A 14,261-nucleotide genomic window follows, 5' to 3' on the forward strand; every position below is an offset into this window, starting at 1 on the left:
TTGACTGCACGATGCGCGCCGCTCGCCCTCCCACTTCCCGCTCTCGCGCCGCCGTCGCCGACCGCGCGAAAGGGCGTGATTCTAGGCCGCTTCGCGAAGCGCCGCAAGGGGAAAATGCATCGCGAACGACCGCGCCAACAACCGTGCACGAACAATCGCAACGAACCGGTCTCCGCACCCCGCCGCGCCCCACCGCGTCCCAGGCCGCAATCCGAATGCCACGGCGCTTGACGTCGGTGCCGCTTGCCGGTTCCATACGGGTCCGTCGCACCCGCCGGAAAATCGCGGTCAGCGAAACGCAATCAACCAGACAGACTCGCCGTGAACTATCAACCGATCCTCGAGCAGATCTACCGCGACATCGAACCGTGGCGCAACGCGGGCCGCGTTGCCAACTACATTCCCGAGCTCGCGAAAATTCCGGGCGAGCGCTTCGGCATGGCCGTCGTCACGCTCGATGGCGAAGTGTTCAGTGTCGGCGACGCCCAGCAAAGATTCTCGATCCAGAGCATCTCGAAGCTGTTCGCTTGCACGCTGGCGTTCCAACTACTCGGCGACGCGCTTTGGCAACGCGTCGGACGCGAGCCATCCGGTACAGCATTCAATTCGCTCGTTCAGCTCGAGACCGAGCGGGGGGTACCGCGCAATCCTTTCATCAACGCTGGAGCGCTAGTCGTTACGGACGTCCTTTGTCGCCGTTTCGTGCGCGCGGAAACCGCGCTCGTCCAGTTCGTGCGCCGGCTATCCGGCGTATCCGATATCGACTACGACGCGCGCGTCGCGGAATCGGAACTTCGCCACGCGGAGCGCAACCGGGCGATGGCTCACTTCATCGCCAGCTTCGGCAATCTGAACATGCCGCCCGACGCTGTCGTCGATGCGTATTGCCGTGAATGCGCGATCGAGATGAATTGCATCGAGCTCGCTCGCGCCGGCCACCGGCGAGCGTATCGTCGATCCCAGTTCGGCGAAACGGCTCTCCGCGCTGTTGCTGACCTGCGGCACCTACGACGCGGCGGGCGATTTTGTCTATCGCGTCGGCCTGCCGGCGAAAAGCGGCGTAGGCGGCGGCATCGTCGCCGTGCTGCCGCGCGAAATGGCCGTTTGCGTCTGGTCGCCGGGGCTCGATGCGAACGGCAACTCGCTCGCCGGCACCTTGTCCCTTGAATGGTTGACCACACTCACCAGGCAGTCGATTTTCTAATCGTCGCCGCATGGCACGCACGATGCGACCCATGTGAAAGCGAAAGCAAGCCTGTCGAATCATTCGACGCAGATAGCCAAAGATGGCCGAATCGATCATCGTGGTCTACGGCGGAATGGCCGGCAATGTTGCCGTCGCGACGACGAAGTTCGTCGTAGCCGGCATTACCGGCAGTTCAGCCATGCTGTCAGAGGCAATCCATTCGGTGGTCGACGCAGGCGACGGCCTTTTGCTCCTCCTGGGAATGAAACGCAGCCGGCGACCGCCGGACGCCGAGCACCCGTTCGGGTACGGCAAGGAGGTCTACTTCTGGAGTTTGATCGTCGCCGTTATGATCTTCGGCGTCGGGGGCGGCATATCGGCGTATCAGGGACTGCTGCACATGTTGCACCCCGCCCCGTTGGAAGATGCGATGTGGAACTACATCGTGCTTGGCTGCGCCGCAATATTCGAAGGCGCGAGCTTCACGATTGCCTTGCGTGCCACGCTCGAGGAAAAAGGCAGCAAGCCGTTCTGGCAGGCATTGCACTCGAGCAAGGACCCGAGCACCATAACGGTCCTCGCCGAAGACAGCGCCGACCTTCTCGGATTGCTGCTGGCAGCGATCGGCGTCTACGCCAGCCATCGATTCGATATGCCGGCGCTCGACGGCGCAGCGTCGATCGCGATCGGCCTTGTTCTGGCCGCCGTGGCCGGCCTGCTCATGTACGAAACCCGAAGCCTGCTGCTAGGCGAAGGCGTCGAGCTCGAAATTGCGCGTGCCATCCGGAAGCTGGTCCAGGAAGACCATGCGGTAGCGTCGGCCGCACAACCACTGACGATGTACTTTGGGCCAGACGACATCTTGCTGACACTCGACGTCAGCTTCAAGCCGGGCACGTCAGGGAAAGAGATTGCGGTAGCAATCGAGCGCATCGAAAGCAGCATTCAATCGCGCTTTCCGAACATCAAGCGAATCTATATCGAAGCTCGGCAGGTCGCCGCGGCAGCATCCGGCGAAGGGCGACTCGGGCCGTCGTGACTCCCCGCCGATTTCCTCTCACGCCCGAATCGTCCTAAGCTTTAAGCGACAAAGCGGCCCGTTGCCGCCGGCGGCGACGCGCTCGCAGCGTCTGCTCAGAACGATGGAAACCCGCCTATTGCCGTGCATGATGTCAACCGAGGTTGCAGTGCACAATCGGCGCCACGCGCCAGGGGTGCTGGCGTGGCTCGTCCGCGCGGCGGCTGCGTTAGCTTTGCTCCTCGCGGGCATGGGCGCATCGGCCGCCTCCCTCGAAGTCGTCGTCATCCCCGTCGCCGGTGCAATCGGCCCGGCCAGCGCCGATTTCATTTCGCGTGGCCTGGAGCGCGCCGCGCACGACGACGCGCAGCTCGCCGTCATCGAACTCGACACGCCCGGCGGTCTCGACACGTCGATGCGTCAGATCATCAAGGCGATTCTTGCCTCTCCGGTGCCCGTGGCCACCTTCATCGCGCCGAGCGGCGCACGCGCGGCGAGCGCCGGAACCTACATCATCTACGCCAGCCACATCGCCGCAATGGCGCCAGGCACGAATCTCGGCGCGGCGACACCGATCGAGCTCGGCGTCGGCGGCAGTCCCGGCACGCCGCCCGCCGATACGGGGAAGAACGCCAGCAGCGACAAATCCGCCTCCGCCCCAGCCGCCGTCGATACGCAATCGACGGAAGCGCGCAAGCGCATCAGCGACGCCGTCGCCTACATACGAGGTCTCGCGCAGATGCGCGGACGCAATGTCGAATGGGCCGAGCACGCCGTTCGCGAAGCGGTGAGCCTGCCGGCGCGCGAAGCCGTCGAGCAGCATGTCGTGGACATGAGCGCGCGCGACGTACCCGACCTGCTCCGGCAGCTCGACGGCCGCACGATCGAAACCTCGACGGGCAGCCACCGGCTCGCGACGGCCAATGCGCGCACCGTCACCCTCGTACCCGACTGGCGCAGTCATCTGCTCTCCGTCATTACGGACCCGAACGTCGCGCTGATCCTCCTCACGATCGGTATGTACGGTCTCTTTTTCGAGTTCATGAATCCGGGCTTCGTCCTGCCCGGCGTCGCAGGCGCCATTGCGCTGCTGATCGGCCTCTTCGCCCTGCAGTTGCTGCCGATCAGCTACACCGGCCTCGCGTTGATCTTCCTCGGCATTGCGTTCCTGATCGCTGAAGCTTTCCTGCCAACGTTCGGCACGCTGGGGTTCGGCGGTATCGTCGCGTTTGCGGCAGGTGCGATGATGCTCGTGAACACCGATGTCCCAGGCTATGGCGTCCCGCTCCCCGTCATCGCCGCGCTAACCGTGGCGACTGGCCTTTTCGTCTTCATTGTCTCGAGCTTTGCGCTCAGGGCACGGCGACGCCCGGTCGTCACGGGCTCGGAAGCCATGGTCGGCTGCCTCGGCGAGATCATCGACGATGGTCTTGCGAGCGCGGATGGCGGGCTCGGCGCCGAGGCGACGGGTTGGGCGCACGTGCGCGGCGAGCGCTGGCGCGTCCGCGCCTCGGCCGCGCTTCCCGCCGGAAGCCGCGTACGCGTGATCGGCCGCTCCGGCCTGACGCTGACCGTGGCCCCCATCGTCGATCCAAAAGAAGGAGAAACGTCATGATCGGCTTCACGTTCGGCTTCAGCAGTCTTTTGATCCTGCTGGCGATCATCGTCATCGCCTCGGCCATTCGCATCTTTCGCGAATACGAGCGCGGCGTCGTGTTCACACTCGGACGCTTTTGGAAGGTCAAGGGGCCAGGGCTCGTCCTGATCGCGCCCATCATTCAGCAGGTGGTCCGCATCGATCTGCGCACGGTCGTCTTCGACGTGCCGCCACAGGACGTCATCACGCGCGACAACGTATCGGTCAAGGTCAATGCGGTGGTCTACTTCCGCGTCGTCGATCCGGAGAAAGCCGTGATCCAGGTCGCACGGTTCTTCGAGGCGACGAGCCAGCTTTCGCAGACCACGCTGCGCGCCGTGCTCGGCAAACACGAGCTCGATACGTTGCTCGCCGAGCGCGAAATGCTCAATGCGGACATCCAGAAGGCGCTCGACATGCAAACGGATGCCTGGGGCATCAAGGTCTCGAACGTCGAAATCAAGCACGTCGACATCAACGAGTCGATGATCCGCGCGATCGCGCGCCAAGCCGAGGCAGAGCGCGAGCGGCGGGCCAAGATCATCCACGCCGACGGCGAACTGCAAGCTTCGCAGAAGTTGCTCGAAGCGGCCCAGACGCTCGCACGCGAGCCGCAGGCAATGCAATTGCGTTATCTGCAAACGCTCACTACAATCGCCGCCGATAAGAACTCCACTATCGTTTTCCCGCTCCCTGTCGATATCCTCACCGCCGTGCTGAACCGCGGCTGACGCCCGTGCCGCGGTGGTTTCACGGCACGGGCGATGCGCGCAGCGTAGTGCCGTCCAAATAGTCGCTATTACAGTCGGCGGCTGGTTTCCGCGCGACGGCTGTGTACAGTACGGCACAACCGGACTCGACGTTTCTTGCGCAAGATCGAACGGCCATCAGGATCAGGAGACATACCGCTCATGGAACAAGTGAAAGCCTTTTCCCCGCTCGAAGCAGCGAAGCGTTACTTCGGCCTCGACGAAGCGGGCACCAATCTGCGCACCGAGGTGCTTGCCGGTGTAACCACGTTTCTGACGATGGCTTACATCATCTTCGTGAACCCGGCGATTCTCGGCGACGCCGGCATGCCCAAAGATTCCGTGTTCGTCGCGACCTGTCTCGTCTCCGCGCTTGCGACACTGATCATGGGCCTCTACGCGAACTATCCGATCGCGTGCGCGCCGGGAATGGGCCTCAACGCCTATTTCGCCTATACCGTCGTGAAGGGCATGGGATTCACTTGGCAAGCCGCGCTCGGCGCGGTTTTCATCTCCGGGTGTCTCTTTCTCTGCGTCACGCTTTTTCGCGTGCGAGAGATGATCGTCAACGGCATCCCGCACTCGATACGGATTTCGATTACTGCCGGCATCGGCCTTTTCCTTGCGATCATTTCGCTGAAGTCGGCAGGCATCGTCGTCGGCAACCCGGCCACGCTCGTCACGCTCGGCGACTTGCACAAGCCGGAGGTCATCCTCGCGACGATCGGCTTCTTCGCGATCGTGACGCTCGATTTCCTCAAAGTGCGCGGCGCCATCCTGATTGGGATTCTCGGCGTGACGGTGCTCTCGTTCTTCTTCGGCGGCAATCAGTTTCACGGGGTAGTGTCGCCGCCGCCGTCGATTGACGCGACGCTCTTTCATCTGGACATTCGGGGCGCGCTGTCCACCGGCATTCTGAACGTCGTTCTCGTCTTCTTCCTCGTGGAATTGTTCGATGCGACCGGTACGCTGATGGGCGTGGCCAATCGCGCGGGGCTGCTCGTCGAAGGGAAGATGGATCGCCTCAACAAGGCGCTGCTTGCCGATAGTACTGCGATCGTAGCAGGCTCGATGCTCGGCACGTCATCGACGACGGCCTATATCGAAAGCGCCTCCGGGGTGCAGGCCGGCGGCCGCACCGGCGTGACGGCGATCACTGTCGCCATCCTCTTTCTCGCTTGTCTTTTTATCGCGCCGTTGGCTGGCGTCGTACCGAGCTATGCCACGGCGCCCGCGCTGCTCTATGTTTCCTGCCTGATGCTGCGCGAGCTCGCCGCGCTGCCGTGGGACGATGCGACCGAAGCCGTCCCCGCCGCGCTGACCGCGCTCCTGATGCCGTTCACCTACTCGATCGCAAACGGCGTCGCCTTCGGATTCATCACTTATGCAGGGTTGAAACTGCTGACCGGCCGGGCGCGCGAGGTGAAGACGATCGTCTGGATCATCGCGGCGATCTTCCTTTTCCGCTTCTTCTACCTTGGGTCGGAGTGAACGGCCGGGTGCGAGCGCCGCTGCACAGCCCGTTGCGCTCCCCGCGGGACTGCAACGGTGCGTCCGTGGGACGGAGCGATGAGTTCTGGCAACGCAGCGTGTCTTTCTAAACGCGCGCGTTCGCCACATAGAACCTGACGTAGCCGCTCCGAAGCACCGCGCACTGCGCGTTCGTCTCGGACAACAACCGCCGCGCCGCTGCCTCGATACGCGGACGATGCGCGTCGAAAGCGCCGAGCATGTCCTCGAAACGCGGCGAAGCGGCGCCGAAATGATCTTCGAGCGCTTCCGCGGTGATCGTGCACTCCACGCGCTCGCCATCGACGAGCGCCGGAAACGCCAGAGTCAACTCTCGCCCCGAATACTCGGGGATCTCTTTCGGGAATGTGATCTGCATCGGATTCGCCCTTGCCTTGACGAGTGCCGCGCCCGGTAAATTGCCGCCCTCTTGAAAAAGCGCGGCCTGAACGGCGGAAAAGCGCGTTAGCCCCACCGCCGGTTGCATTCACTTTAGGACGTTTGCGCCAACACGCAAGTTTTACGCAAGCCTGGCTGCCAACGTCCGATTTGGCTGGCCAAATCAGGGAATGCAGGGCGGAAAATCCGGTGACGCGAGCAAATCATCGATTGCCATTGCGTTTCGGGTATGCTGCAGTGCCACAACATTCATTAGCCGCGGCGATGCCGCATCCGCCTCATGCCAACGCCGCCTCGCACACCGCTGGTCCGCGTCGAACCACACGGCCGCACGTTCGAAGCGCCGGCCGACTTGTCGCTGCTCGAGGCTGCCGGGTTTGCGGGGATTCGCTTGCCGAGGTCATGCCGTAATGGCACCTGTCGCACCTGTCTGTGCCGTTTGGTCAGCGGCCGGGTTTTGTACCGCATCGAATGGCCGGGGCTGACGAAAGAAGAAAAGGCTGAGGGCCTTGTCCTCCCTTGCGTGGCGGTCGCCGAGACTGATCTCCTGTTAGTGGTTCGAGATGCCGAGATCGCTTGACCAAATCGGTGTTCCAAAACTTGTCCGGAATTGCTGCGCATGACGTGAACCGCAGGAAACAGAGGGCCAGTCCAATCGGAGCAGCTGAGTAGTCCGCGAATGTGCACAGACCGGCTATGGCCGTTGGCGTACGCATGCGTTTGGCAGAATAAGCCCATACGAACACAAATTGAGACTGTTGATCGCACGCAGTTCCGAGCTGCGGCTCGAGTATCGATCAGCTATTTCACGGCAGCGGCCATCATCTGGACCATCCTTCCTGACCTACCTGAAGGGCAGCGCAGCAGCGGGCGGCATTGGCGTAATCCGCAGCCTCGGACAGGTAGGCGCGTTCTTCACGCCCGTCATCGCAGTGATCGCTCAGTGAACGGTTATGATTACCACTGTTCTTCCAAAAACAGTGGAGATGATATGGCAGCAGCACGCTCCTCGAGCAAATCGGAATCTCCCCGCGTCGACCCGATCCTACGGCACTGGAGGGATGCAGTGCCTGACGACCGGCTCGCCCACCTGATCAAGGATGCTGCCCGCGCGATGGTTCGTGGTCTACAGATGCGCTTAGCCCAGCACAAGGTCTCGTTCGGCCACTGGGCGTTCCTGCGCATTCTTTGGGAAACGGATGGGCTGACGCAAAAGGAACTCAGCGACGAAGCCGGCACTACCACGCCGACGACATTCGCTGCCGTTACAGCCATGGAAAAGCTCGGCTATGTAGAGCGCCGATATGCCCCTGACAATCGCAAGAACACGCATGTGTATCTAACGCCCCGCGGCCGAGCGCTTAAGAAGAAACTTGTCCCGCTTGCCGAGGAGGTCAATGAGGTCAGTGTCAAAGGTGTAAAGAGCACTGAGATCGCTATCGCGCGCAAGGTCTTGCTCGCGATCATCGAAAATATGGCGCGCGATGAAGCCGATTCGAACGACCCTGCACGCCGGATTCCGTCGACTCGAGAGATGGGCAATTTGATTGCAGCGCGTGGGGAGCACTACGAGCACGGTTGATGGCCGGGATGATCATTCGGTCGGGTGACAGTCGCCATTTCACTAAATCTCTAATAAAATGGCGGCTCCTCGCGCGTCAGGCAGACGTGCGCCCCTCCCCCCATTGCCATTTCCAAACATGGATTCAACGACCCGCGCGGCAATGATGCGCAACGTTTGCGACGCACTCGGCGAAGACGTCGGCCACGCCGACTGGACTGCCCAACTGATTGATCCTGCGATGCAAGCTGAAGCCACGCTCATCGTGCGTGAGCCGGCCCTGCTATGCGGCCGGCCCTGGTTCGACGAAACGTTCCGCCAGTTGGATCCTGAGATCCGGATCGAATGGCTAGTGGACGAAGGCGGCCGGATGAATGCGGGACAACGCGTATGTCGGATAGCTGGCGCCGCGCGCGGCATGCTCACTGCGGAGCGCACCGCGCTCAATTTTCTTCAGTTGCTCTCAGGTGTGGCCACCGCGACGCAAGCGATGGTGCGCATTGTTGAAGGCACCGGCGCGCGGATTCTCGACACTCGCAAGACGCTGCCTGGGCTTCGGCTCGCGCAGAAGTACGCGGTTCGTATCGGTGGCGGCGAGAACCACCGCCGTGGACTCTACGATGGCATCCTGGTCAAGGAAAACCATATCGCATCAGGCGGCGGCATTGCATTGACGATCGACGCTGCACGGGCACTTGGCGCCAATGTGCCGATACAGGTCGAGGTCGAAACTCTGGATGAATTGCGAGAAGCACTGGCCGCAGGTGCCACTGCGATTCTGCTCGACAACTTTTCTCTTGAGCAGATGCGCGATGCAGTTAGCATCAACCAGAGCCGCGCCGAGCTGGAAGTTTCCGGCGGCGTGACCCTCGAGACGCTGCTCGAGATCGCCAAGACCGGCGTCGATCGCATTTCCGTTGGGGGCCTAACGAAGCACGTGAAGGCAGTCGATTTTTCGCTTCGATTCGAGGCTCGATAAGCGGTACGTTCGGGACCGTATATGTACAGAGGAGCCCTCGATTAACCGAGGGCTTTTGCACACGCAGACCGATGCCGGTCAGAGCAGCACATCCGCGCGGGACTCGGGCGGTATGCGCTGGTGACGATGTGCATCGGCGGTGGTCAAGGCATCGCGGCGATTGCGATCTTTGCCCGCATCTGACGTCGTGCAGAGTCCAGGCGAGCGGCTCCTGGTCGGGGCGAGACAGATTTGATTTTAGTGGTGCGAGATGAGCAAGCGCCGCGAATCGAGCGGTTAAATCATGCACGACGCTTCGGAACTTCCGAATCGGCAATCCGCCGTCGACAAGAATGACTTGTGCATGCGCCCATGTCGAGCCGCGAGCTGCCTATTCCACACCTTCGCCGATGCTTTCGACGAAATTCCTCCGCACCTGCTGCAACAGCCGGATCAAGGTGTCTCTCTCAGCGGGCGACATGCCTTTGAATCCTTCCTCGGCAACTTCGTCGCCGACCTCGAGGACGCGCGGAAAGATGCTCCGCGCTTTACGCGTGAGTCGAATCGTGAACGCACGCCGATCGCCATCGCTCGCCGCGCGCTCGATCCACCCGTAACTTTCCATTCGGTCGAGCAATCGAGTCAATGAAATCGGCGTGATCTCGAGTAGTTCGGCGAGGCGCGCCTGATTCATTTCGCCCTTCCAAGACAGATAGGCCAACACGCGGCTCTGCGCGCGCGTAAGCCCAAGCCGCTTCGCGCGTTTGTCATAAAGGCGCCCGCATAGACGCCCGGCGTCGGTCACCAGGAAGCCCAGCCGGCTTTCGTAGCTTTTGTCCATGCGCGGATTATAGGGGAGCGGGTCGAACTGGCTCGCCCACGGTGCTGTTCCGCCCGTCGATGAGCCCGGATATAATAAGCATGCTTATGAATTGGATCGTCGCCGCCAGTGGCGGACACGGAGGCGCCCGCGGAGCCCCTACAGGCGCAGCGAGTCCAACAGGAGAGTTCATTGATACAGACGTCCTCCGCAACTGAAGCGGCCCGCCCGCTGAATCGGCCCATGCTGACGGTCTCGATCATGCTGGCGACGCTCATGCAGACGCTCGACAGCACGATCGCCAACGTCGCGCTGCCTCATATGCAGGGGAGCCTCTCGGCCTCGCAGGACGAGATCACGTGGGTCTTGACTTCGTACATAGTCGCCGCTGCGATCGCCACGCCGCTCACCGGCTGGCTATCAGACCGCCTGAGCGTGAAACGACTCCTGACGATTTCGGTCGCCGGCTTCACGATCGCCTCGGCGTGTTGCGGCTTGTCCGAGACGCTCGCGCAAATCGTCTGTTCGCGACTGCTGCAGGGCGTCTTCGGGGCGGCGCTAGTGCCGCTTTCGCAATCGATCCTGCTCGACATCAATCCGCGCGAAAAACAAGGGCAGGCTATGGCGATCTGGGGAATGGGCGTGATGGTGGGCCCCATTCTCGGCCCAACGCTCGGCGGTTGGCTGACCGACAGCTATTCGTGGCGCTGGGTCTTCTTCATCAACTTGCCGATCGGTATCATGGCGCTCGCCGGCGTCGCGGCGTTCTTGCCCGCGAGAGCGCCGCGGCGCGGAGTCAGGTTCGACGCTTTCGGCTTCGCCACCCTTGCCCTCGCCATCGGCGCCCTACAGGCGATGCTCGATCGCGGTGAACAACTTGACTGGTTTGGATCGAAGGAAATCGTCGCGGAGGCATTGATCGCCTCCATCAGCTTTGCGTTTTTTATCGCGCATACCGCAACGGCGGGCAAGGTCTCATTCTTCAAGCGCGAACTGCTGCGCGATCCGAACTTCGCGGTCGGCACGTTCTTCATTTTTATCGTCGGCGCTGTCTTGTATGCGACCCGTGCTCTGGTTCCGCCGATGCTGCAGAACCTGATGAGCTATCCGGTCGCCGCAGCCGGGCTCGTTACCGCCCCTAGCGGCGCGGGCACGATGATCGCCATGCTGATTGCCGGGAAGTTGCTCAAGCGAATCGATTCGAGGCTGATGTTGCTCGCGGGCATGCTGATCTCGGCGTTCGCGTTGTGGCAAATGATGCACTACACCATTGTGCTCTCGGAGTCGGACATCGTTTGGCCCGGCGTCGTGCAAGGATTCGGGCTCGGCCTTGTGTTCGTGCCGCTCAGCACGCTGACCTTCTCGACGCTGACGGCCGAGCTTCGCGCAGACGGCACAGCCACCTATAGCCTGATGCGCAACATCGGCAGCAGTATCGGCATTTCCATTGTGCAGACACTGATGACGCGTTATACGCAGGTGTCGCATGCCGATCTCGCGGCGAACATCACCGCCTTCAACCCCGCCGTACAGCCGCTGCTCGCATCCGGCTCGAGAATGGACATTGCCATGCTCGACCGCGGAATCACTCAGCAGGCTGCAATGATCGCGTACCTCGACGACTTCAAGCTGATGTTCGTCGCCACGCTCCTCGTCATCCCGCTGCTGATTCTGATTCGCAAGCCCGGTGCGTATTCGACGGATGTCGGCGCGCATGCGGCGATCGATTGATCGGGCTGCGTTTCGTGGTGACCACCGCCTCGGCCTCCACCGTCGCCGTGACCGCCACGCCCACCGTTTGAGCTACCACTCGCGCTGGTCTTTGCCGAAGGCGAAATGGCTGCGCTCCAATGGCGAGCGCCGGCGCAGTAGACGGCGCTTGCCAATCGCGCGATGTCAGTCGCTGCCGCTTATCGATCGTTTATCGGCTCTGCAGGCGGATATCTCGCGACGAGGCGCCCACATAAACCGCGCTGCCGGGCACGTACTTCCATCCGTTGCTCGCCGTATCCCAAACACTCTGCATCCGCTCCGGAATCGTGACTCGAACCTCTCTTGCTTCACCCGGTCGTAGATAAACCTTCTGCCAACCGACTAGCCGCTTCGGCGGTTCACCGCTGTAATCGACACCGAGATAGACCTGCGGCACTTCCGCGCCGGCGACACGGCCATCGTTCTTGACGGTGAAACTTGCCGTCAAGGTGTGCCCCAGCCCGGATCTGACCGAAAGATTCGAGTAGCTGAAGTGCGTGTACGAAAGGCCATGACCGAACTCGAATAGCGGCGCGATGTTCTTCGCGTCATACCAGCGGTACCCCATGTCGAGCTTTTCGTAGTAGACGGGATCGGTCGCGAACGTACCGTCGACGCCCCAGGTCGGCGTATCTTGGTCATGCGCTGGGAACGTGACCGGCAACTTGCCCGAGGGATTGACCTTCCCGAACAGCACGTTCGCGATCGCACGCCCGCCGCCCTCGCCCGGATACCATGCCTCGACGATCGCGGAGACCTGATCCTTCCACGGCATCAACACGGGATTTCCGCTTTCGACGATCACGATCGTATGCGGATTGGCGCTCGCGACGGCTTCGACCAACTGATCCTGATTCGTCGGATTGGCAAGACCGAGGCTCGACAAGTCTCCGAAATCCTCGCCCGCCGGCTGCGCCACGACGACGATCGCGACGTCGGACTGGCCCGCCAGCGCCGCCGCCTGAGCGATCTCCTGCGGCGTGTACGCCCTGAACGGCGACTGTTGATCGCTGTTGCCCGCAAAGCTTACCTGGGTCGCCGGTGCCAAGGCTTGGATGGCGTTCACGATCGGCACGTCGAGCTTGAGCCACGGGTTCGTCCACCAATTGCAGCCTGTCGACGAACCGAACGTCAAGCCGCCGCATCCGGCGAAGGAGCCTGTCACCGGGTCGCGCGTGTTACCCGAGCCTCCGCCCGTGAGCACCGCGGCATCGGCATGGCCGCCAATAACCGCAATGCGCGTGAGCCCCGACGCGGCGAGCGGCAATTGCCCGTTGTCGTTCTTCAGCAGAACGATCGATTGCTCCTCGGCAGCCTGCGCAAATGCATTGGCCTTCGAAAAGTCGATCGGCGTACCGCCGGCAGGCGGATCGTCGAGCACGCCCGTGCGGATCATCACGTACAGCTTGCGCCGCACCATATCGTCGAGCCGTTCCTGCGAAACGGCGTGGCTCGCAAGCGCGTCTTTGACGAGGGCTGGTGTCAGATAGACGGTTGGACCGACATCCTCTTCCTCGTCAAGGCCCGCGTTGATGGCGTTTGCCGTGCTATGCGTCGCGCCCCAATCGGACTGCACCTGCCCCTGAAAGCCCCAGTCGCGCTTGAGGATGTCGCTGAGCACGTGCGAGTTCTCGCATGAGTACGTTCCGTTGACACGGTTGTAGCTGCACATGACGCTGCCGGGGCGCGCCACTCTCGCCGCCATCTCGAACGGCAGCAGATAGAGCTCTCGCAGCGTGCGCTCGTCGATTTGGCTATTTCCGCCCATGCGCCCTGTTTCCTGCTCGTTGCCGACGTAGTGCTTGATCGTCGCAATGACTTTGTGGTCTTGCGTGCCGAACGTCCGCGCCGTCAAGATCTCGCCGGCCAGCACCGGGTCCTCGCCGAGGTATTCGAAGAGTCGGCCGCCGCGCGGCTCGCGCGCGAGATTGGTGCCGCCGCCGAGCCCCATCGCGAATCCTTGTGCGCGCAACTCCTCTGCGATCACGGCACCGAACTGATAAGCGAGCGGACGGTCCCAGCTTGCCGCCAACGCGATCGTGGCCGGGAAGGTCGTGCTCGGCTGCGTGGTGCTGCCAGAGCCCGTTGCCGAATCCACCATGTCGAGGCTCGGAATGCCAAGGCGCGGGACGCCCTGGATGTAACCCGCCCCGCCGCCCGGCACCTGACTCATTTCGTACTCCGAATGAATCATCTGCAGCTTTTCGTCGAGCGTCATCTGCTCGAGCAGTTTCTCCGCGCGCCGGTGGGCGGCGAAATCTGCACCGGGCGATGCCGGCGAATGCGGAAAGGGAAGTCCTGAATTGTCGCTGTCGCCCGCATGGGCGCTAGCGCAGACAGCCGCCAACAGCAACGCTATTGGCCAACGATTGACCTGCATGTGTCTCTCCATGTGCGTTGATCTGATTTACGGACAGCACCGGATTTCGCTGGCAACGGATTGACCGCCTCGGACGCCAGGCAGGCACCGGCAACCTTGATGCAGGGAATTGCAACTTCGCTGGCGAGGCCTCGACGATCAGCCGACGACTCGAGCGATGTAGCCAAATTTCATATCGTCCTATCTTATGCAAGTAATCCAGCTACATGATCAGTGTTTACCCGCACCGAACCGAAAGACACGCAAAATGCGGCGCCCGGCCGCAAGCGCCATGCCTGGCGCGGGTCCCAGAC

General features: G+C 62.2%; 11 protein-coding genes and 2 pseudogenes. 10 read left to right on the plus strand and 3 right to left on the minus strand.

From position 1 onward, the window contains the following. Positions 1-321: 321 nt before the first annotated feature. The 5 genes and pseudogenes from B0G57_RS23225 (at position 322) to B0G57_RS23245 (ending at position 6,080) form a co-directional block, all read left to right on the plus strand. Positions 322-1,204, plus strand: a pseudogene (locus tag B0G57_RS23225) (glutaminase). 82 nt (positions 1,205-1,286) lie between these two features. Next, entirely contained in the window at positions 1,287-2,225 is a 939-nt protein-coding gene (locus B0G57_RS23230) for a cation diffusion facilitator family transporter (protein ID WP_018442192.1), read from the plus strand. Between the two features lie 127 nt (positions 2,226-2,352). Further along, a complete protein-coding gene (locus B0G57_RS23235) occupies positions 2,353-3,819 on the plus strand; it encodes an NfeD family protein (RefSeq protein WP_020566365.1) in 1,467 nt (488 codons plus the stop codon). After that, positions 3,816-4,571 (plus strand): slipin family protein, encoded by a 756-nt coding sequence (locus B0G57_RS23240; protein ID WP_018442194.1) that lies wholly within the window; start codon positions 3,816-3,818, stop codon positions 4,569-4,571. Before B0G57_RS23235 ends, B0G57_RS23240 begins: the two co-directional genes overlap by 4 nt. A gap of 180 nt (positions 4,572-4,751) precedes the next feature. Further along, entirely contained in the window at positions 4,752-6,080 is a 1,329-nt protein-coding gene (locus B0G57_RS23245; RefSeq protein ID WP_018442195.1) for an NCS2 family permease, read from the plus strand. 106 nt (positions 6,081-6,186) lie between these two features. On the opposite strand, the gene B0G57_RS23250 is transcribed toward B0G57_RS23245, so the two are convergent. After that, the gene (locus B0G57_RS23250) at positions 6,187-6,477 is read right to left on the minus strand and encodes a DUF1488 family protein (protein WP_026229952.1); all 291 of its coding nucleotides are present in this window, start codon (positions 6,475-6,477) and stop codon (positions 6,187-6,189) included. 300 nt (positions 6,478-6,777) lie between these two features. Between B0G57_RS23250 and B0G57_RS23255 the strand changes: the two genes are divergently transcribed. The 4 genes and pseudogenes from B0G57_RS23255 (at position 6,778) to nadC (ending at position 9,037) form a co-directional block, all read left to right on the plus strand. Continuing rightward, a complete protein-coding gene (locus tag B0G57_RS23255; protein WP_026229953.1) occupies positions 6,778-7,077 on the plus strand; it encodes a 2Fe-2S iron-sulfur cluster-binding protein in 300 nt (99 codons plus the stop codon). A gap of 210 nt (positions 7,078-7,287) precedes the next feature. After that, positions 7,288-7,426 (plus strand): annotated as a pseudogene (locus B0G57_RS23260) (MFS transporter); the annotation flags it as partial. A gap of 62 nt (positions 7,427-7,488) precedes the next feature. Further along, on the plus strand, positions 7,489-8,079 hold the full coding sequence (locus tag B0G57_RS23265; protein ID WP_026229954.1) for a MarR family winged helix-turn-helix transcriptional regulator: 591 nt from the start codon (positions 7,489-7,491) through the stop codon (positions 8,077-8,079). Between the two features lie 118 nt (positions 8,080-8,197). Further along, a complete protein-coding gene (nadC, locus tag B0G57_RS23270) occupies positions 8,198-9,037 on the plus strand; it encodes a carboxylating nicotinate-nucleotide diphosphorylase (RefSeq protein WP_035469078.1) in 840 nt (279 codons plus the stop codon). A gap of 370 nt (positions 9,038-9,407) precedes the next feature. Here the strand turns inward: nadC and B0G57_RS23275 are convergent, their stop codons facing one another. Beyond that, a complete protein-coding gene (locus B0G57_RS23275) occupies positions 9,408-9,857 on the minus strand; it encodes a MarR family winged helix-turn-helix transcriptional regulator (protein WP_018442200.1) in 450 nt (149 codons plus the stop codon). A gap of 222 nt (positions 9,858-10,079) precedes the next feature. On the opposite strand from B0G57_RS23275, the gene B0G57_RS23280 reads away from it, so the two are divergent. Next, positions 10,080-11,567 (plus strand): DHA2 family efflux MFS transporter permease subunit, encoded by a 1,488-nt coding sequence (locus B0G57_RS23280; protein ID WP_018442201.1) that lies wholly within the window; start codon positions 10,080-10,082, stop codon positions 11,565-11,567. Between the two features lie 190 nt (positions 11,568-11,757). On the opposite strand, the gene B0G57_RS23285 is transcribed toward B0G57_RS23280, so the two are convergent. Next, positions 11,758-13,968, minus strand: coding sequence for a glycoside hydrolase family 3 C-terminal domain-containing protein (locus tag B0G57_RS23285; RefSeq protein WP_018442202.1), 2,211 nt, complete (start codon positions 13,966-13,968; stop codon positions 11,758-11,760). Positions 13,969-14,261: the final 293 nt, after the last annotated feature.

It is taken from the genome of Trinickia symbiotica (assembly GCF_002934455.1).
Lineage (GTDB): Bacteria > Pseudomonadota > Gammaproteobacteria > Burkholderiales > Burkholderiaceae > Trinickia > Trinickia symbiotica.

Excerpts from the sequence above, each read along its gene's own strand:
- B0G57_RS23250 (WP_026229952.1), bottom strand. The coding sequence starts at position 6,477 with ATGCAGATCACATTCCCGAAAGAGATCCCCGAGTATTCGGGGCGAGAG.
- B0G57_RS23255 (WP_026229953.1), top strand. The coding sequence starts at position 6,778 with ATGCCAACGCCGCCTCGCACACCGCTGGTCCGCGTCGAACCACACGGC.
- B0G57_RS23285 (WP_018442202.1), bottom strand. The coding sequence starts at position 13,968 with ATGCAGGTCAATCGTTGGCCAATAGCGTTGCTGTTGGCGGCTGTCTGC.
- nadC (WP_035469078.1), top strand. The coding sequence starts at position 8,198 with ATGGATTCAACGACCCGCGCGGCAATGATGCGCAACGTTTGCGACGCA.
- B0G57_RS23230 (WP_018442192.1), top strand. The coding sequence starts at position 1,287 with ATGGCCGAATCGATCATCGTGGTCTACGGCGGAATGGCCGGCAATGTT.
- B0G57_RS23235 (WP_020566365.1), top strand. The coding sequence starts at position 2,353 with ATGATGTCAACCGAGGTTGCAGTGCACAATCGGCGCCACGCGCCAGGG.
- B0G57_RS23265 (WP_026229954.1), top strand. The coding sequence starts at position 7,489 with ATGGCAGCAGCACGCTCCTCGAGCAAATCGGAATCTCCCCGCGTCGAC.
- B0G57_RS23280 (WP_018442201.1), top strand. The coding sequence starts at position 10,080 with ATGCTGACGGTCTCGATCATGCTGGCGACGCTCATGCAGACGCTCGAC.
- B0G57_RS23275 (WP_018442200.1), bottom strand. The coding sequence starts at position 9,857 with ATGGACAAAAGCTACGAAAGCCGGCTGGGCTTCCTGGTGACCGACGCC.
- B0G57_RS23245 (WP_018442195.1), top strand. The coding sequence starts at position 4,752 with ATGGAACAAGTGAAAGCCTTTTCCCCGCTCGAAGCAGCGAAGCGTTAC.
- B0G57_RS23240 (WP_018442194.1), top strand. The coding sequence starts at position 3,816 with ATGATCGGCTTCACGTTCGGCTTCAGCAGTCTTTTGATCCTGCTGGCG.